16 protein-coding genes are annotated in these 18,791 nt (G+C 68.2%); 9 read left to right on the plus strand and 7 right to left on the minus strand.

All coding sequences use genetic code 11. The features are described 5' to 3' along the window. Positions 1–68: 68 nt before the first annotated feature. Positions 69–872: an LmeA family phospholipid-binding protein gene (locus BLV57_RS31340; RefSeq protein WP_091294901.1), complete on the plus strand. Its 804-nt coding sequence runs from the start codon at positions 69–71 to the stop codon at positions 870–872. Here the strand turns inward: BLV57_RS31340 and BLV57_RS31345 are convergent. After that, on the minus strand, positions 853–1,263 hold the full coding sequence (locus tag BLV57_RS31345) for a hypothetical protein (RefSeq protein ID WP_091294904.1): 411 nt from the start codon (positions 1,261–1,263) through the stop codon (positions 853–855). The two genes, BLV57_RS31340 and BLV57_RS31345, sit on opposite strands and share 20 nt — an antisense overlap. Positions 1,264–1,357: 94 nt before the next feature. Next, positions 1,358–3,517 carry an RICIN domain-containing protein gene (locus BLV57_RS31350; RefSeq protein ID WP_091294907.1) on the minus strand — a complete coding sequence of 720 codons (2,160 nt, stop codon included), beginning with the start codon at positions 3,515–3,517 and terminating at the stop codon, positions 1,358–1,360. Between the two features lie 399 nt (positions 3,518–3,916). Between BLV57_RS31350 and BLV57_RS31355 the strand changes: the two genes are divergently transcribed. From BLV57_RS31355 to BLV57_RS31365, 3 genes are all read left to right on the plus strand, one after another. Further along, positions 3,917–4,213 carry a hypothetical protein gene (locus tag BLV57_RS31355; RefSeq protein ID WP_091294910.1) on the plus strand — a complete coding sequence of 99 codons (297 nt, stop codon included), beginning with the start codon at positions 3,917–3,919 and terminating at the stop codon, positions 4,211–4,213. A 102-nt stretch (positions 4,214–4,315) separates the two neighbouring features. Next, positions 4,316–5,269, plus strand: coding sequence for a TrmB family transcriptional regulator (locus tag BLV57_RS31360; RefSeq protein WP_091294912.1), 954 nt, complete (start codon positions 4,316–4,318; stop codon positions 5,267–5,269). Between the two features lie 117 nt (positions 5,270–5,386). Beyond that, complete coding sequence (locus BLV57_RS31365) at positions 5,387–5,875, plus strand: hypothetical protein (RefSeq protein ID WP_091294914.1); 489 nt, start codon at positions 5,387–5,389, stop codon at positions 5,873–5,875. A gap of 56 nt (positions 5,876–5,931) precedes the next feature. On the opposite strand, the gene BLV57_RS31370 is transcribed toward BLV57_RS31365, so the two are convergent. The 4 genes from BLV57_RS31370 to BLV57_RS31385 form a co-directional block, all read right to left on the minus strand. After that, positions 5,932–7,287 carry a cellulose binding domain-containing protein gene (locus BLV57_RS31370; protein ID WP_091294916.1) on the minus strand — a complete coding sequence of 452 codons (1,356 nt, stop codon included), beginning with the start codon at positions 7,285–7,287 and terminating at the stop codon, positions 5,932–5,934. A 2-nt stretch (positions 7,288–7,289) separates the two neighbouring features. Beyond that, positions 7,290–8,939, minus strand: coding sequence for a glycosyl hydrolase family 18 protein (locus tag BLV57_RS31375; RefSeq protein WP_091294919.1), 1,650 nt, complete (start codon positions 8,937–8,939; stop codon positions 7,290–7,292). 10 nt (positions 8,940–8,949) lie between these two features. Beyond that, on the minus strand, positions 8,950–10,368 hold the full coding sequence (locus tag BLV57_RS31380; RefSeq protein ID WP_091294922.1) for a glycoside hydrolase family 18 protein: 1,419 nt from the start codon (positions 10,366–10,368) through the stop codon (positions 8,950–8,952). Between the two features lie 163 nt (positions 10,369–10,531). Next, positions 10,532–11,119 carry an NADPH-dependent FMN reductase gene (locus tag BLV57_RS31385; protein ID WP_091294924.1) on the minus strand — a complete coding sequence of 196 codons (588 nt, stop codon included), beginning with the start codon at positions 11,117–11,119 and terminating at the stop codon, positions 10,532–10,534. Positions 11,120–11,230: 111 nt separating this feature from the next. Here BLV57_RS31385 and BLV57_RS31390 point away from each other — a divergent pair, with 111 nt between their 5' ends. Genes BLV57_RS31390 through BLV57_RS31400 form a run of 3 tightly spaced genes read left to right on the plus strand, consistent with a single transcriptional unit; the run spans position 11,231 to position 14,972 of the window. After that, the gene (locus BLV57_RS31390) at positions 11,231–11,842 is read left to right on the plus strand and encodes a (2Fe-2S)-binding protein (protein WP_091294927.1); all 612 of its coding nucleotides are present in this window, start codon (positions 11,231–11,233) and stop codon (positions 11,840–11,842) included. Next, positions 11,842–12,801 (plus strand): FAD binding domain-containing protein, encoded by a 960-nt coding sequence (locus tag BLV57_RS31395; RefSeq protein ID WP_091294930.1) that lies wholly within the window; start codon positions 11,842–11,844, stop codon positions 12,799–12,801. Before BLV57_RS31390 ends, BLV57_RS31395 begins: the two co-directional genes overlap by 1 nt. After that, positions 12,798–14,972 carry a xanthine dehydrogenase family protein molybdopterin-binding subunit gene (locus BLV57_RS31400; protein ID WP_091294932.1) on the plus strand — a complete coding sequence of 725 codons (2,175 nt, stop codon included), beginning with the start codon at positions 12,798–12,800 and terminating at the stop codon, positions 14,970–14,972. The genes BLV57_RS31395 and BLV57_RS31400 overlap by 4 nt, the downstream gene beginning before the upstream one ends. On the opposite strand, the gene BLV57_RS31405 is transcribed toward BLV57_RS31400, so the two are convergent. Beyond that, complete coding sequence (locus tag BLV57_RS31405; RefSeq protein ID WP_091294935.1) at positions 14,947–15,873, minus strand: LysR family transcriptional regulator; 927 nt, start codon at positions 15,871–15,873, stop codon at positions 14,947–14,949. The two genes, BLV57_RS31400 and BLV57_RS31405, sit on opposite strands and share 26 nt — an antisense overlap. Before the next feature lie 148 nt (positions 15,874–16,021). On the opposite strand from BLV57_RS31405, the gene BLV57_RS31410 reads away from it, so the two are divergent. Together BLV57_RS31410 and BLV57_RS31415 are read left to right on the plus strand one after the other, a co-directional pair. After that, complete coding sequence (locus BLV57_RS31410) at positions 16,022–17,041, plus strand: M14 family zinc carboxypeptidase (protein ID WP_091294938.1); 1,020 nt, start codon at positions 16,022–16,024, stop codon at positions 17,039–17,041. Between the two features lie 536 nt (positions 17,042–17,577). Next, the gene (locus BLV57_RS31415) at positions 17,578–18,756 is read left to right on the plus strand and encodes an MFS transporter (RefSeq protein ID WP_091294941.1); all 1,179 of its coding nucleotides are present in this window, start codon (positions 17,578–17,580) and stop codon (positions 18,754–18,756) included. Positions 18,757–18,791 lie beyond the last annotated feature (35 nt).

Consider the following 18,791-nt stretch of genomic DNA (forward strand, 5'->3'; position numbering starts at 1 on the left):
CACCCTGAATGGCGGCCCGGGGCATGACGGCGAGGGGCAGTGACAGGGGTGTCCGGCACACTGGAGGGGTGAGCGACGCGAACTGGTTCGACGGTCTGGTGCCCTGGAACGAGCTCGCCGGCCTCGCCGCGGTGGGCCGGTCCCTGCTGCCCCAGGTGCCGACGAGCCCGGCATCGGCACTGCGGATGGCGAGTGAACGGCTGCTCGGGCGCCGGATCAGCACCAAGGTCGGCGACAACGACGTCGACCTGACCCTGACCGCGCTCGACTACCAGGCCGATTCGCTGCGGCTGGCCACCGGCAGGCTCGGCGACGTCCGCATCGTCGCCGAGGACATCACCTGGCCGGATACCCCGGTCAAGCGGCTGACGGTCGTCGCGGGCGATGTCCGCTTCCGGTCGCTGCCGACGCCGACGGTCAAGCCGGCGTCGGTCGAGATCCACATCCTCGTCGAGTCGCACGTGCTCCGCGAGCGGGTGGCCGAATTGAAGCCAGGCATCCAAGCGGAGCCAGGCGACGACGGTTTGCTCGAGGTCCGCTGGGCCAAGCACCCGCGCTGGGGGCACGCCGAGCTGGAGCCGACCATCGGCGAAGAGGCGATCCTGCTCCAGCCGCGCGCGCTCCACGTGTTCGGCCTGACCTTGCACAAGCTGCCGCGGCGGTTCAAGCCGATCACGCTGCCGCTGCCCGAGCTGCCGCCGGGCATCCGGCTGACCGGGATCGAGACCCGCAACGGCGACCTGATGCTGCACACCGTCGCCGACCAGTGGCCGGAGCGGCTTTCGAAGATCCCGCTGCCGGAGCTGGTCGGCTGGATGACCACGGCGGCGTTGACGCTGACGCTCCCCCGGCTCACGCCGAAGAGCCGCTGACGCATTCGATCGTGCGGACCAGCCCGGTCCACGCGGTCATCGTGAGCACCGTGACGCCGATGACCCCGTGTGCCGGGGCGGGTGATGGCTGCCAAGTGGTCTGTAAGAGGCCGTCCTCCTCGACCGGCGCCGACCAGCCCTCATAGCCCAAACGCCCGGCGAGCTCCGCGAGGAACTCTTCGGGCGTGCTTTCGCTGATTTCGGTCAGGTCGAACCCGACCCGGGTCACGTCTTCGCTCGCGGCGGTCACGAGCACCTGGTCCGCCCCGCCCAGCAGGCCGGCCAGCCTGCTCGTCTCGGCGCGGACGACGTCCTCGTCGCGGCTCGCGACGAGGACCCAGACCTCGGCCCACGCGTTCTTCAGTTCCCGCTCGAACCCGGCTTCCGCCATTCGCTGCGGCCCCTTGCACCCTCCGGCGACCATCGCCGAACGTTTCAGGATATGGGGTCGGGGGTGGTTCGCACCACCCCCGACCTTCACTCCGCTACGGGTAGCTGACCACGTTGACCGGTCTCGTGTCCGGCGGGGTCACCGCGCCGGTGTCGTTGATGACGTGGCTGATCGTTCCCTTGTTGCCCAGTGAAACCGTGAGCAGGTCGTGGAAACGGACGCCGGACCGGTTCGGGGCCTCGTACGAGTGGTAGAGGTTGACCGACGGGTTGGAGTTGAAGAAGCAGTAGCTGCCCATCCCCCACGCCTCGTGCGAGGTCACGGCGTCGCCGACCTTGTAGGCCGCGTAACCGTTGCGGCCGCTGGGATCCTTCCAGGAGGCCTGGTTCGGGACGTCGTAAGGGATTTCGTTCTGGTAGAAGTACGTCTTGCCGCCGTTGCCGTTCCACACGGTCTGGTACTTCTGGTAGTGCTCGACGAACAACCCGTAGAACGTGACGTTGGTGCCGTTGACCACCAGTCCGGTGTCGGCCGTGTTGTCGTACCAGCCGACGGGGACCCCGTCGGCACCGTGGTCGGCCCGCCAGATCCAGCTGTGGTCGCCGATGACGTTGTTGCTGTTGATCACGAGGCTGGTCGTCGCCTTGGCCACCGTCGCGCCGCCGATGCGGAAGAACACGTCGTGCAGCGAGGTCGGGTTGGCCGAATGATCGGCCGACGAACCCGCAGGGCCCACCTGCATCAGGGTCTGCGAGTTGGTCGTGCCCGCGTCGATCAGCACGCCCGCCACCTTCACACCGTCCACATCGGCCACGGACATCGCCGTCACGCCGTTGTCCGGGATGACCGTCGCCAGGCCGAGGCCGAGCACCACGGTGTCCGGCCTGGTGATCCGGATGGTGTCGTTGACGTGGTAGACGCCCGGGGTGAACAGCAGGTTCTTGCCCGACGCCAGCGCCGCGTTGATGGTCGCGGCCGACATGCCCGGCTTCGCGATGAAGAACTGGTCGATCGGCAGCGACGAGCCCGGCGCGGTTCCATTGGCCCACGTGGTGCCCGAGGCGTTCGTCTTCAGCGACGGCACGAAGACCTTGTACGCGCCGGCGTTGTCGACGTAGAGGAACGGCTTCTCGCGGATGACCGGCGCCTGGCCGACCGTGGTGTACGGCGGGTTCGGGAAGGTGTTGCCCGGCGCGCCGTTGACCCCGACGAAGACCATGTTCCAGTTCGAGCCGGCCCAGCTGCCGATCTGCGAGTTACGCGTGATCCATTGCTGCTGCGAGCCGGAGCGCACCTGGCCGTCGATCTTGACGTCGGACATCCAGCCACCGCTGGCCCAGCCGCCGTCGTCGAGGATCAGGTTGCCGCGCACGTGCATGCGACGGTACGGCGCGGCCTGTGAGACGGCCCAGCGGTCCGAGCCGCCGTTCGGGGTGACCGAAAGGTTTTCCGCGCCACGCCAGAAGTTCTGCGTCGCGTTCTGCGGCGGGAACCAGTCGGCTTCGACGTGCACCGCGCCGTTGATGTTCACCGCGTCCGGTGTCAGGCCGAGGCCGAGCACCTGCGTGTAGAAGCCGACGTTGACATCGACGTTGTACGAGCCAGGCTTGAACAGCAGCGCGTACCGGTTGGAACCGAACTGGTTGCGCTCCTGCTGGCCGAAGACGTTGTTGAGCTTGCCCTGGATGCTGGCGCTCGACATCGACGGGTCGAAGGTGAGCACGTTCGGGCCGAGGTCGGGCTGGTCGGGGTTCGGCGGCGTGGTGCCTGCCGGGTCGAGCCGGAACGACTGCGCGCCGGTGCCGTTGCAGGTGTACTGCTGCAACTGGACGCTGTCCGCGGTGGACGCGCCGGGCACGTCGAGGCACTTGCCGCTGTTGCGGTTCACGAAGTGGTACGTCCCACCGGACTCCTCCACCGCCTGCCACTGCTGGTTGTTCCCGCCACCATAGGCCCACAGCTGGACTTTGGCGCTGTCGGCGGCGGAAACGTCGGTGACGTCCCAGCTTTGCGCGAGGTCCAGACCACTGTTCACGCGGAAGTAGCCGCCGCCCGCGGCGTCGAAGGTCCACTGCTGCGCGGCACTGGAGTTACAGGTGAACTGCTGCACGGCGGTCGCGTTGGCCGCGACGGCGCCGCGTGCGTCGACGCATTTGCCGCTGCCCAGCCCGGTCACCGTGTACGCGCCGCCCGGTGTGATGGCGGCCTGCGCGGCCGGCGCCGAGACCAGCGTGGCGGTTCCAGCCGCGAGCATGGCCGCCGCCCAGAGCGCCGTTCTCCTTCGAGAGCGGGAAAAACCTTGTATGCCGAACACAAGACCTCCTCAGCGCCGTGCGTCATCGCACTCGCGAGGATGTTAGGGCCGTCACAATCGGAAGGTCAATATACAACTAAAAATAAGTCATGAAAGAGGATCATCGAGCTGCGGGAATCCGCCGTCCCCGCGCCGGAACCCCGGCGCGGGCAGCCTGATCCGAGGAGCCGCGGATGCGCGCCCGTCCCCTATTCGCACTACTGGCGTCATTACTGACCGTCGCCACGCTCGCTCCGACGGCGCCGGTCAGTGCCACCGAGGAATGATCGACTCAGTGAACGTCGGAGAGTAGCCGGGGAACACACGTTTGAGTGACGTCATGCCGGGGAATTTCCCGGCATGACCACTTGGCGAAGTCACAGAAGCAGCCGCACGACCGCCGCCCGGGTGATCACCGGGATCGGCGCGCTCTTCGCGGTCATCGAAGTCGTCTACATCCTGATGATCATCGCGGGCGCGAACGCGGGCAACGCGTTCTACGGATTCATCCGCGCGCTGGCCGTTCCGCTCGCGCTGTTCTTCCCCGGCCTGTTCCCGGTGTCCAATCCTGACATCGCGGCCATCCTCGACTACGGTCTGCCAGCGGTGTTCTGGCTGGCCGTGACCGGTTTCATCGCGCGCATGCTCGGTCGCTGATAGCGGTACTTTTGGTGCTTGATCAGGTCTAGACCTTCGGTGACGATGTCTACTCACAGGCTGTTCAGCCCGCTGAACAGCCCCTGATCAAGGAGAGTGGACATGACGCTGGACAGTCTCGGCGTCAATACCACCGAGCAACGGGTCTACGAGGTGCTGCTGCGCCACCCCGATGTCACGCTGGCGCAGCTCACCGAGCTGACCCGGATGACGGCGGAGCGGCTGCGCAGCCTGGTGAACTCACTGGCGGACAAGGGAATGCTGAGCCGCACCCCCGGCAGGCCGACCAGGCTCGTCGCCGCCCCGCCCGACATCGCGGTGGAGATACTGGCCTTGCGCAGGCGCGAGGAGATCGAGCGCGCGAGGCTCGCCGGGGCCGCGCTCGGCGCGCGGTTCCGCACCGAAGGCGGCCCCGTGCTGCAGGTGGTGCGCGGACGCGAAGCGATCGCCCACCGCTTCCGCCAGCTCCAGCAGGTCGCGAAGCAAGAGGTGCTGATCCTCGACAAGCCGCCGTACGTCGTCGAGCCCGACGAAGCGCAGGACAAGCTGCAGCGCGACGTCCAGGCACGTGGCGTCCGCTACCGGACGATTTATGACCACAGCACCCTTGACCAGCCTGAACGTCTCGATTCCTTGCGCAGGCTGACATCCTGCGGCGAGCAGGCGCGAGCGATGACCGGGGTGCCGACCAAGTTGGTGATTGCCGACCGTCGGCTCGGTCTTGTTCCTTATGAACTCCCCAGCGACCACCAAGCGGTGCTGCTGCGGCCGTCGGCCGTGCTCACCGGCCTGGTGACACTTTTCGACCAGCTCTGGGACCGGGCCAGCCCGCTCTGGCCGGACAGCGCGACCGGCGCGCAGATCGGCGCCGACGACCAGCAGCTGCTGGCGCTGCTCGCGGCGGGCCTGACCGACCAGGCCATCGCCCGCAAGCTGGGCGTCGCGCAGCGGACCGTGGAACGCCGCGTGCGCCGCGTCATGGACTCGCTCGGCGCCCGCACGCGCTTCCAGGCGGGCCTCCAGGCGGCCATCCGCGGGCTGCTGGGACCTCCCTGAGCGGGAACCCCTAGTCATTCAGGGGGTGCACCCTGTGAACAGGGGCTTCCGTTGATCGTCCATGCGGCGTCACGATCGAGGACGACGCGATGAGGCGACGGCGGAAGGACAGGTCACATGAAGGTCGGCGATCGCTGCGCACTGCTTCACGAACTGCGGATCGGCCAGGGCCGGGAGCTGCTCGTCTCGGTGCCGCCCGGGCTGCAGGGCGCGATCGAGAACGTGGCCACCCGGGAAGGCGACCTGGAGCTGGCCGAGCGGGGTGTGGCGAGCGCCATCGCGGTGTACGACCAGGCGAGAGCGGCCGTTTCGGAGCAGCTTTACGACTTCCAGGCGACGCACGCGATCCCAGGCCTGGACGTCGAGCTAACGCTTAAGAAGGCCGAGACCGAGAGCACCAACGAACTGCGCAGGCACATTCTCAAGGTCGCCGGCCCGAACCACGAATGCGTGGTGAGCAAAGGGCTACTGCGGCTGAATTTCATCCGCTCCCGCGTGCGGGACGCCGAGGCGAAGCTCGCCCAGGTCCGCGCGGCGCAGCCGATCTACCGGGTCCGCCTCGACAACGGCATGGTCATCGAGGCGGCCGCGGATCACTGGTCGTAAGGGATTTAGCGGGCTTTATCCCGGACCGGGATAAAGCCCGCTAACTCACGTTCTCCTTAGAAACCGGCTGTGACCTTGGTGAAGTCCCAGTCGTTCTGCGCGATGCCACTGCAGTTGGACACCACACCGCCACCCGGGCAGCCCCGGTCACGGTTGACCGACCAGAAGGCCAGCCGCCCGAGCCCGTTGTTCTTGGCCCAGTTCTTGATGTTCGTCCACTGCGCCAGCGTCGTCAGCTCCTGCTGGTCCGACAGCCCGTTCATGCCCGAGATGCCGACGTGGTTGAACGCCGTGGCGTCCGACCAGCCGAAGGTCGACTTCAGCTTGTCCTTCAGCCCGGTCGCCGCCGAGACGGTCGAGGCGTACATGTCCGCGCCGCCCCCGAAGTCGAACGGCATGATCGTGAAGACGTCGACGCCCGCGTTCAGCGCCTTCGCCTGGTCGATCAGCCGCCCGCCCCAGTAGTTCGGGCCGGTCGTGGTGGTGCCGAAGGTGAGGATCGTCTGGATCCCCGGGTTGTTCTGCTTGACGATCTTCAGCGCGCCGAGGATCCGGTCCTGGACCGTGGCGTTCTCGAACTCGTCGGAGTTCTCGATGTCGATGTCGATCGCCTTCAGCCCGTAGGCGTTGATCACCTTCTGGTAGGCGCCTGCCAGCGCGGTCGCGTCGGCGCAGTTCGGGCCGAGCTTGTTGCCGCTCCAGCCACCGAACGACGGCACGATCTGGCCGCCCGCCGCCTTGATGGCCGCGATGGTGTTCGCGTCGACGCTGCCGGTCAGTGGCCGGGAACCGTCCCATGCCGGGTTGCAGCCGCCGGACGAGAGCACGAACGCCATGGTGAACCACTTGACGCCGGTCGCGTTCATCACCGCGGTCGCGTTGGGCGGGTCACCCCAGCCCATGTACAGGTAGGGCGCGCCGCGCCCGCCGGGCTGCGGGGTGGAGCTCGACGAAGACGAGGACGACGACGTCGGTGTGGTGGGCGTGGTGGTCGGCGTGGTGCCACCGTCACAGGACCCGCCGTTGATCTTGCAGCCTGCCGGCGCCGAGTACGAGCCCGAGTACTTGACGTTGAAGCCGAAGCTGGCGGTGCCGCCCGCCGCGACCGAGCCGTTCCACGTGCTCTTCACCGTGATGTGCTGGCCGGATGCGGTGTAGCTGCCGTCCCACAGCGAGGCGATGCTCTGCCCCGAAGCGAGGTCGAACTCCAGCGTCCACGACGAGATGCCCGTCGACGAGCCGTTGGTGATCGTGTACTTGCCCTCGTACCCGGTGCCCCAATCGGAGCCCTTGGTGAACGAGGCGGTGACGCCGTTGGCCGCGCCCGCAGACGGCGCGATCACCATGCCGGCCACCAGTGCGCCGGCCGCGGCGGCCAAGCCCAGTGCGGGTAGCCATTTCCTCTTGGTCATGGTCACAGTCCGTTCTTCATGGCGGTGATCAGCTCGCCGCCCGAGGTGTCACCCGTGAGCTCCCAGAAGAAGGCGCCGCCGAGGCCCTGCTGCTTGGCCCAGCTCATCTTGCCGCCGATGGTCGCCGGGGTGTCGTAGCTCCACCAGTTGCTGCCGCACTTGGCGTACGCGGTCCCCGCGATGGTGCCGTTGGACGGGCAGGTGTTCTTCAGGACCTTGTAGTCCTCGATACCGGCTTCATAAGTGCCAGGCGCGGCGCCGGTCGCGGTGCCACCCGGCGCCGACTGCGTGACGCCGGTCCAGCCTCGGCCGTAGAAGCCGATGCCCAGCAGCAGCTTGCTCGACGGCACGCCCTTGCCCTTGAGTTTCGCGATGGCGTCGGCGCTGGTGAAGCCCGCCTGCGGGATGCCGGTGTACGAGGTCAGTGGCGAGTGCGGGGCCGTCGGGCCCTGTGCCGCCCACGCGCCGAAGAAGTCGTAGGTCATCACGTTGAACCAGTCGACGTACTGCGCGGCGCCGCCGTAGTCGGCCGCGTCGATCTTGCCGCCGCTGCTGGCGTCGGCGGTGATGGCCGAGGTGACCAGGTACGAGGAGCCGAACTTGGCACGCAGCGCGGCCAGGAGGTTCTTGTACGCGGCGGCACCGCTGGTGTCACAGCTGAGGCCGCAGGCGTTCGGGTACTCCCAGTCGATGTCGATGCCGTCGAACACGTCCGCCCAGCGCGGGTCCTTGAGCAGGTTGTAGCAGGACTGCGCGAACGCGGCCGGGTTCTGCGCGGCCTGGCCGAAGCCACCGGACCAGGTCCAGCCGCCGAACGACCAGATCACCTTGAGACCGGGGTGCATCTTCTTGAGCCGCCGGAGCTGGCCGAAGTTGCCGCGCAGCGCGCCGGCGTCCCAGGTGTCCGCCACACCGTCCACACTGGACGCGGCGTCGTACGCCTTGTCGTAGTCCGCGTAGGTGTCGTCGGTGGCCGAGCACTGGCCGTTCTTCACGTTGCCGAACGCGTAGTTGATGTGGGTCAGCTTCGAGGCCGAGCCGCTCGTCTCGATGTTCTTGACGTGGTAGTTGCGGCCGTAGATGCCCCACTGCACGAAGTAGCCGACGTTCTTGTAGCCGCCGGGGTTCGGCGGGTTCGAGGTCGTCGGGGTCGTGGGCGTGGTCGGCGTCGTCGGGGTGGTGTTCGACGTCGGCGTGGTCGGAGTCGTGGGCGTGGTCGGGGTGGTCGGCGTGGTGGTCGGCGTCGAGCCACCGTCACACGAGCCGCCGTTGATCTTGCAGCCCGAAGGCGCCACGAAGGTGCCCGAATAGACCCCGTTGAAGCCGAAGCTGGCGGTGCCGCCCGCCGCGACCGAGCCGTTCCATGTGCTCTTGACGGTCACGTGCTGGCCGCTGACGGTGTAGCTGCCGTCCCACAGCGAGCCGATCTTCTGGCCTGCCGCGAGGTCGAACTCGACCGTCCACGAGGAGATCGAGGCCGAGGAGCCGTTCGTGATCGTGTACTTGCCCTCGTACCCGGTGCCCCAGTCAGAGCCTTTGGAGAATGCCGCGGAAACACCTCCCGCGGCGTTCGCCGGGGCGACCACGACCCCCGCGACGAGTGCGCCTGCCGCTGCCACCAAACCGAAAAGGTGCCATCGTTTTCTGGACATCTCTCTCCTTCTAACCCTGGTACTGGGCGATGATCTTGGCGAAGTCGTACGGCTGCTGGGACACGCTGCTGCACTTGCCGTCGGCCCAGCCGACGTTCCCGGTGCAGACGCGGTCGCGGTTGAGTGCCCAGAACGAGAACCGGCCCAGCTTGTGCGCCTGCACGTAGCCGAGGAGGGTCCGGAAGGTGTCCTGGGTGAACAGTTCGCTGGGCTGGTCGGTGTGCCCGTTCATCAGGATCAGCCCGGTGCGGGCGTAGACCCCGGCGTCGTCGAGGTCAGGGCGCAGCGTTTTGAGCTGGCCATGCACCAGTTCCATGACGCGCTGGACGTCAGCGGCCATGCTGGCGGCCGGGCCGCCGTAGTCGAAGGCCATGATCTTGTACAGGTCGATCACGGCGCCGTTGTCCTTGGCACGCCCGATCTCCGCCTTGCCGAGGTCGGACAGGCCGACCGTGGTGACCGGCAGGGTCAGCGAGACGTGCAGGTTCGGGTTGCGCTGCTTGAGCGTCTTGATGGCCTGGAAACGCCTGTTCTCAGCGGCCACGTCGCCCAGGTCGTCGCCCTCGATGTCGAAGTCGACGTGCGTGAGCGCGTACTTGTCGACGACCTTCTGGTACGCGGCGGCCAGCGAGGTCGCGTCGCCGCAGGCCGCGCCGAGCTCGAGGCCGTTGTAGCCGCCGAAGGAGACCGAGACGTCGCCGCCCGACTGGCGGATTTTCGTCACCTTGGCCGCGACGGCGGTGTCGGTGGCGACGGGCTGCGCGGCGTTGCCGTCCCAGACCGGCGTGCAGCCGCCGCCGTTCGGCGCGAGCACGAACGCGAGGATGTAACTTTTCTGGCCACTGGCCGCGATGGCCGCGCCGATGTCCTGCGGGTCGTTGTCGAGCGGCATGTAGTACGGAGCGCCCGCCATCGCGCCCTGCGGCACCGGTGGCGAACTCGTGGTGCTGGTCGGGGTGGTGGTCGGTGTCGTACTCGTGCTGGTCGGGCTGCTGCTCGTGGTCGGGACCGTCCCGCCCGCGCAGGGCTGGCCGTTCAGCAGGCAGTTCACCGGAATGCCGGTGCCGGTGCCGTTGAACCCGAAGGTCGTTGACGCTCCGGAGCCGACCGAGCCGTTGTACTCCCGGTTCGTGAACGTGTAGTGGCCGCCGCTGGTGGTCAGCAGCGCGTCCCAGTAGGTGCCGACCGAACTGCCGGACGGGAGGTCGAATTCGAGCTTCCAGCCATTCAACGCGCTGGTCCCGGCCGTGATCGTGTACTGGCCGGTGTAGCCGGTGTCCCATGTGGACGACTGGGTGAACGACGCTGAGGCCGCGGTGGCCGCCCCGGCGAGCGGGGTGATCGCCAATGCGGCGGCGGGCAGTAGCAGGGCGCCGGCGGTCAAAGCGACCACTCGGCGTGACGGCATGCGGCGGTGCATGGAGGTCATCGGCGGCGGCTCCCGTTCAGGAGGTGTTCCGATGACGCTAACTTGGTCTGGACCAATTGCGCGCGGCGGTTTACCGCCAGTGTCGGTATTCCGCCACCGTCATGCGATCAGGCGACTTATGGGTGTTACGGACGATTCAAAAGTCCGTAACACCCGAAGCCCATCACGCTCGGTAAGGAACCCTTTCCCTCGACTGCTTCAGCGCGTCACCCCACCACGCCAATTGGTCCAGTAGCGTCTTCGCGGCCACGTTCGCCTCGGCCGGGTCGGTCAACGTCCCGTCCTCGGTGAAGCGTCCCCAAGGCCCGGAAAACCCGACGGTTTCCCGGACGGTGACCGCGTGCAATTCGGCGAAGACCTGCCGCAGATGCTCGACCGCCCGGGTGCCGCCCGACAGTCCGCCGTAACTGACGAAACCGATCGGTTTTGCCTGCCATTCGGTGAAATGCCAGTCGATGGCGCATTTCAGGGAAGCGGGATAACTGTGGTTGTACTCCGGGGTGACCACCACGAACGCGTCGGCGCTCGCGAGCCGCGGCGTGAACTCGCTCAGCGCCGCCCGCACCTCGGGCGCCGGATCGTCAGTGAGCATGGCCGGGAGGTCGTAGTCCGCGAGATCGACGAGATCCACGTCGAAGCCTTCGTGTTCCGCGGCCTGAGCGGCGAACCACTTCGCCACGGACGGGCCGATTCTCCCCTTGCGGACGCTGCCGATGATGACGGCCACCCGCAGCCGGTTTCCTGTTGTCATGGCGCCGAACGTAAAACCTCCACATTACTTGAGGTCAAATCCCGGGCAGCGGGACATTGACGGGCCCGCCCGCTGCTGCTTCGCTGAATCGGGTCGAAAGGGTGGGATCTGATGCCTCGCGAAGAAACCGGAAACCAGGTGAACAGGCGCCGTTTCTTCACTTCGGCGGCGGCCGCGTCCGCGGGATTGGCGCTCACGCCAACCTTGGCGGAAGCCGTGCCGGGCCAGGAAACCGCACCGCCTCCCGGCAACCTGGTCGACGTCACGCTCACCGTCAACGGCACCTCGCGGACGCTGCGCGTCGACCCGCGCGTGACGCTGCTCGACGCGGCGCGCGAACGGCTGAACCTGACCGGCACCAAGAAAGGCTGCGACCGCGGTCAATGCGGCGCGTGCACGGTGCACGTCGACGGCAGGCGCGTGCTGTCCTGCCTGACGCTCGCGGCGGCGGCCGACGGCAAGAAGGTCACCACCGTCGAGGGGCTGGAACGCGACGGGGAACTGCATCCCGTGCAGGAGGCGTTCATCGAATGCGATGGCTTCCAATGCGGTTTCTGCACGTCAGGGCAGATCATGTCGGCCGTCGCGCTGCTACGGGAAGGCCGGGCCCGCACCGACGACGAGGTCCGTGAGGCGATGTCCGGCAACATCTGCCGCTGCGGCGCGTACGCGAACATCGTCGACGCCGTGCAGCACGCCCGCTCGTGCGGAAAGGCGATCTGATGCACGCCTATGACTTCGCGACCGCCCGCGACATCCGGCAGGCGACCTCGTCCGACGGCGCTTTCCTCGCGGGCGGGACGACGCTGGTCGACCTGATGAAACTCGGTGTGCTGCGGCCCGACCACGTCATCGACATCAACTCCTTGCCACTGCGCGGAATCCGGACCGGCCGCGACGGTGTGCGCGTCGGCGCGCTGGAGCGGATGAGTGACCTGGCCGCCGATCGGACCATCACGGGCCACTATCCGGTCTTCGCGCAGGCGCTCGCGGTAAGCGCTTCCCCGCAGATCCGGAACATGGCCAGCATCGGCGGGAACCTGTTGCAGCGCACGCGGTGCGGCTACTTCCGCGATGTCACGACGCCGTGCAACAAACGGCAGCCGGGCAGCGGCTGCCCGGCGCGGATCGGGGACAACCGCGAGCACGCGATCCTCGGCACCAGCACGGCCTGCGTCGCCACGCACGCGAGCGACGCCGCGGTCGCGCTGATGGCGCTCGACGCGTCGGTCCGGCTGATCGGGCGCGACGGCGAGCGGACCGTGCGGCTCGCGGAGTTCTACCGGCTGCCGGGCACCACCCCGGACGTCGAGAACCAGCTGCGTCCTGGAGAACTCATCGCCGAAGTCATCCTGCCCAGGCTGGAATGGGCGCGGACCTCGACCTATGTCAAGGTGCGGGACAGGCAGTCGTACGAGTTCGCGTTGTGTTCGGCGGCCGTGGCGCTCGACGTGCGCGGCCACCGCATCCGCGACGCCCGCGTCGCGGCGGGCGGGGTCGGCACGATGCCTTGGCGGCTCCCGAACGTGGAGACGCTTCTGAAAGGCAAGCCGCCGACCCTGGAGGCTTTCGAAGCGGCCGCGCGGTCTGCTGTGGACGGTGCCGAACCCTTGGAGCACAACGCGTTCAAGCTCAACTTGCTGAAGAACACGATCGTACGGGCATTGGCGGGTCTGCGATGAGCTCACCACTGGGCAAGGAGATCGACCGCTTCGAGGCCAGGCTCAAGGTCACCGGCCGGGCACTGTACGCGGCCGACAACAACGTCACCGGGCTCGCCTACGGCTACCTCGTGACCAGCACGATCGGCCTGGGCACGGTCACCGCGATGGACACCGCGGCCGCCGCGGGCTCGCCGGGCGTGCTCGCGGTCTACACACCGTTCAACCCGCTGAAGCTGTTCGCGTACGGCGGCGACCAGAACGACGAATCGACGCCCCCGCTGCAGGACACGGGCGTGCGCTACCACGGCCAGGTCATCGGGCTCGTGGTGGCGGAGACCTTCGAGCAGGCGCGCGACGCGGCCGCGCTCGTGACCGTGAGTTATGACGCGAAGCCGCCCGCCGCGTCGTTCCCGGCGGCACTGCCGAACGCGACCCCGATCAAGAACTCGCCGACGGCAGGCGTGCTCGCGCCAGGCGTGACCTCGATCGCCGACGCGATCGCGGCCAGCCCGGTCACGGTCACCGCGATGTACACGACCGCGGCGCAGAACCACAATCCGATGGAGCCGCACGCCACGGTCGCGGTGTGGACCGGCGACCACCTCACGCTGTACACGGCCACCCAAGGCACTCCGCTCGTGGTCAGCCGTATGTCGAAGACGCTCGGCGTGGACGCGGCGAAGATCCATGTGCTCAACCCGTTCCAGGGCGGCGCGTTCGGCTGTAAATGGGGCAACTGGGCGCACACCCCGCTGACCGCGGCGGCCGCACGGGAACTCGGGCGGCCGGTCAAGACCGTGCTGACCCGGGAGCAGCTGTTCACCGTCGTCGGACACCGAGCGTTTTCCAGCCAGATAGTCACTCTCGGCGCAGCGGCCGACGGCACGCTCAACGCGATCAAGCACGACGGCGTCTCGAGCCGTTCAGCGTCCGCCAACTTCCAGGAGAACGCAGGCAACATCTCGCTCAACACCTACGCGTCGCCGAACATCGAGATCAACCGCAAGACCGTCACCTTGGACAGCCCGGCGACCACGATCATGCGCGCGCCGTCCGACGCGACCGGATCGTTCGCGCTGGAATCCGCGCTCGACGAACTCGCGCTCAAGCTCGGCATGGATCCGCTGGCGCTGCGGCAGAAGAACAACTCAACGGTCGCGGCGACGAGCAAGAAACCGTTTTCCGGCAAGCATCTCGACGAGTGCTACCGGATCGGCGCGGAGGCGTTCGGCTGGTCACGGCGCAATCCCGTGCCCGGCTCGGTCGTCGATGGCGACTGGCTGGTCGGCATGGGCATGGGCACCGCGTTCTTCTCCGCAGGGCGCGGGGCGGCCTCGATCAAGATCCGGCTGCGCGCCGACGGAACGGCCGTGGTGTCGGGCACCGGCTCGGACTCCGGGACCGGGCAGGCCACGGTCTATTGCATTGTCGGCGCGGACAGCCTGGGCATCCCGCTGAAGCAGGTGACGGCCGATTTCGGCGACTCGGCGGCGCCGGTCAACGCGAACGCGGGCGGTTCGGCGTCCACCGCCAGCAATGGGACGGCGGTGCAGGTGGCCGCGGACGCGGTCAAGGCGGAGCTGCTCAAGGTGGCGAACGAGCATCCGCCGTTCCAGGGCAAGAACCCGGTCTACGAGCGCGGTTTCGTGAAGGCCGATGGCGTTTCGATGTCCTTCGGCAGCCTGCTGACCTCGCTGAACATGGCCGAGGTCGAGGCGACCGCGACGTCACCCAAGAACCCGGACACGGTGCACCAGTTCATGTCGTTCGGCGCGCATTTCGTCGAGGTGCGGGTGCACCGGCGCACCCGGGAGCCGCGGGTCTCGCGGGTCGTGTCGGTGATGGACGCGGGGCGGATCGTGAACGCCAAAGCGGCGCGCAACCAGATCATGGGCGGGGTGATCATGGGGATCGGCGCCGCGCTGCTCGAGGACATGCGGCTGGAGCCGACCGGCCGGATCGCCAACGCCAACCTGGCGGGCTACCTGGTGCCGGTCAACGCCGACATCCCCGAGCTGGACGTGCGGTTCCTCGGCATCCCGGATCCGCTGATCTCGCCGCTCGGCGCGCGCGGGATCGGTGAGCTGGGCATCGTCGGGGTCACCGGCGCGGTGGCCAACGCGGTGTTCAACGCCACCGGCAAGCGCGTCCGCGACCTGCCGATCACGTGCGAACGGCTGCAGGAGTGACACCGGGCTCGGCCTTCGCCGCGTCGGCGACGTACTTGACCAGGTCGAGCAGCGCGCGCACGGCGGGCGCCGGCCGTAAACCGGCCAGTGTCGCGACGGACAAGGTCCAGGTCAGCGTGGTGCCGGCGAGCGGAACCACCACGACGTCCGGGTCGTCGGGGCCGATGCTGGGCAGGAGCGCGATGCCGAGTCCCGCCTTGACGTAGGCGGGCACGGCGGTCCGGTCCGGCACCTCGATGGCGACCCGGCGCGGTGTGCCCGCGGCGTGGAAGGCGCGGTCGACTGTGACCCGGTTGCCGAAGCCCTGGGGCAGGTCGACGAACCTTTCGTTGGCCAGCTCGGCGAGGGTGACGCTCTCCCGCCCGGCGAGCCGGTGCTCAGGCGACAGGAGCGCGGAGTACGGCGCGGTGAGCAGCGGCCGCGCCTCGAGCCCGTCGAGGTCCTCGTGCGGCAACGCGAGCAGCGCGACGTCGAGCCTGCCGTGCCGCAGGTCGTCGGCGAGCCCGGTCGAGCCGGTCGGGCTGGCCGCGAGGTGGACGTCGACCAGCGGATACCGCTCGTGGAACGCGCCGAAGAGGTCCGGCAGGTCGACCAGGCCGACGCTGGTCATCGTGCCGACGCGCAGCCTGCCGCGCAGCCCGGTCGACGCCTCCTGGACGACGTTGCGAGCACGTTCCAGCGCGGCGAGGGCGGCCTTGGCCTCCGGGAGCAGCGCGCTGCCCGCCGGCGAAAGCGCCACCCGCCTGGTCGAGCGGTCGAACAAAGTGGCCTTGAGATCGGTTTCGAGCGCTCGGATGGCCATCGACACCGTGGACTGCACGGTGAACAATCTCCTTGCGGCGCGGGTGAAACTGAGCTCCTCCGCGACCGTGACGAAGTACTCGAGCTGGCGGGCGTCCACGGCGACTCCGTTCGTCTAAGTCATGAACTAAGGTACAAACTAACCAGCCGTGACGCCACCCTGTCACCGACGGTGAGACTCGGTGACGGAAACGCGCACCGCCGAATGCACCTTGTGACGGACCGGACCGGTCGGCAAACTGCGCACTATGATCCGAAAGCGGCAATTCGTCACCCTCCTGTCCGCGACGGCGCTCGCGCTGACACTCGGCTCCGCGCCCGCGCAGGCCGCGCCGGAGGGCCACGGCCTCGACCCGCGTCCCAGCACCGCGAAACTGGCCCGTGAGCTGCGGGCTCTCGAGTGGCTGAGCCTCGGCGAGGTCGACGTCACCTCGCTCGGCAAGAGCAACCAGGGCCGCCCGGTCTGGGGTGCGCGTGTCGGCCACGGGAAGGTGCGCGTCCAGTACGTCACCCAGCAGCACGGCGACGAGCCGCTCGGCACGCCCGCCGCGCTGGAGTTCCTGCGCAAGGTCGGCGTCGGGCACAGCCCGTGGCAGCGCTGGCTGCGGTCGAAGGTGACCGTCGACATCGTGGTCCGCGCGAACCCGGACGGCCACGAGCACGACTGGCGCTACAACTACGACCCCGAGGCCTTCCCTGAGTACGGCGAGCACGGCAAGGGCTACGACCTCAACCGCTACCACAACCCGAGCCTCGCGCCGGAGCTCAACCCGGCCACCGAATCCGGGCTGGTGCAGCGGCGGTACGCGGCGTTCCAGCCCGAGATCATGGTCGACTACCACATGCAGGGCCGCTATGTCGACGCCGGCGGCAAGGAGATCACCGCGTCCGTGCTGTGGCCGACGAACGCGGGCGTGAAGAAGGCCGACGTGGACTTCGCGAAGCAGATCGCCGTGGTGGCACAGCAGTCGATCAACGGGCACGGCGGGAATGTTTCGCAGTATCCCGGCGGCGACTACGAGGGCATCGCGCGCAATGCCTACGGACTGCGGGGCAGCGGTAGCGTGCTGATCGAGCTGAGCGCCATGGACTCGCGGGAGCAGGCGCAGATCCAGGACGCGCTCGCGTCGATGCTGGCGATCGCGCAGAAGGCGGCCGACGGCTCACTGCGCGGGGTGGACCCGGCGAAGGCCGACGCCATTCCGCCGCGTGGACCGGAAATCCCGGCTCTCGCGGGCGCTCGGGCCGCCGAACCCGCGCTGGACTGAACCCCGGGGTCGTGAGTGTTTAGACCGGTTAGAACCGGCCGGAGCACTCACGACCAGTGAGGGCCTCCCTCGCTGGGCCGCTTTTCGTGTATGAAGGCTCCCCTCATCCAGGTTTGGGTGAATGAGGGGAGCCTTCATGCCGCTATACGCGATGAAGGGAGCCTTCATACAGCCTGGGGTTGATGGAGGGAGCCTTCATACGGGCGAGGGGAGCCCCTGCTGCACGGAGTGGAGCAGGGGCTCCCCTCGCTCAGTGAGGGTGAGTGGTAACGCTGCTCCGCTGGATGCAGCGGAGTTGCCACTCGCGGCCCGCCAGCGAAGCGAGGGTGCCCTCGAGTGCGTACTACGCACGCAATGGCCCCCTCACTTCAAGCCCGCCCAACGCGTGAAGGCACCTTGGCGAGCGCTCGGGCCGCCGAACCCGCGCTGGACTAAGCCCCGGGGGTCGTGAGTGTTTAGACCGGTTAGAACCGGCCGGAACACTCACGACCTTTAATCGGGGGCGGCGGCGGGAAAGGGCCGCTAGGGTCGGCCGAATGCGGGGGAACGGGGCGTTCAGGGCGCTGTGGAGCGCGCGGACCGTGTCGTTCCTCGGCGACTCGCTGAGCCTCGTCGCGCTGATGCTCCACGTCGCCGCCACGACCGGCGAGGCGCTGGCCGTGGCCTTGCTGCTGCTCGTCGGGGACTTCGCGCCCGCGTTGCTCAGTCCGCTCACCGGGACGATCAGCGACCGCTTCGATCTCAAGCGGGTGATGATCGCCTGCGAACTCGCGCAGGGCGCGCTGGTCGCGGTCATCGCGTTCGCGCTGCCGTCGCTGCCACTGCTGCTCGTGCTCGTTGGGCTGCGCGCGGTGGCCGGGCAGATCTTCCAGCCCGCGTCGCGGGCCGCGATGCCCGCGCTCGTCGAGGACAAGGACCTGGAGCGGGCGAACGCGCGGCTCGGGTTCGGGACCAATGGCGCCGAAGCGGTGGGACCACTCGTCGCCGGACTTCTCTTTCCCCTGTTGGGGATTCGCGGGGTGCTGCTCGTCGACGCCGTGACGTTCGCGATCTCGGCCGCGCTGCTGGCCTTTCTGCCGCGCATGGAAGCCGGGGAAACCCAGGAGACCTTCCTCGGCGATGCCAAGGCGGGCTTGAGGTATCTCGCGAAGGCGCCCGCGATCCGGGCGATCGTGGTCGGATTCTGTGCCGTGGTCGCGTTCAACGGGGTCGACGACGTCGCGCTGGTGTTCCTCGCCAAGGATCTGGGCGGCGGGCAGACGGCGGCCGGGCTGCTGCTGGCGGGGGTCGGTATCGGGCTGCTGGCCGGATACGCGCTGCTGAGCAAGGTTTCGCCGAAGCTTCAGATGGTCGTCTGGCTGATCATGGGACTCGCCGTGAGCAGCGTCGGCAACCTGCTCAGCGGGCTCGCGTGGGCGGTGGGCGCCGCATTCGTGCTGCAGACCGTGCGCGGGTTCGGGATCGCCGCGATGGACGTCGGCGCGAACACGCTGATCCAGCGGAAGGTGCCCGCCGCGCTGCTGGGGCGGGTGTTCGGGAACTTCCACGGCGCCATCGGGGCCGCGGCCGCGTTCTCGTATCTCGCGGGCGGGCTGCTGCTGGATCTGACCGACGCCAGTGCCACCCTCATCATCGCCGGCGCGGGCGGGCTCGTGGCGACAGCGCTCACCGCTTGGGTATTAACGAGACATTCATCAGACGTATTATCCCAGTGAGCGAAGCAAAGCGCAGCTTGCTGCCTTCAAAAGAT

This window comes from Amycolatopsis xylanica, assembly GCF_900107045.1.
GTDB classification, from domain to species: Bacteria; Actinomycetota; Actinomycetes; order Mycobacteriales; family Pseudonocardiaceae; genus Amycolatopsis; species Amycolatopsis xylanica.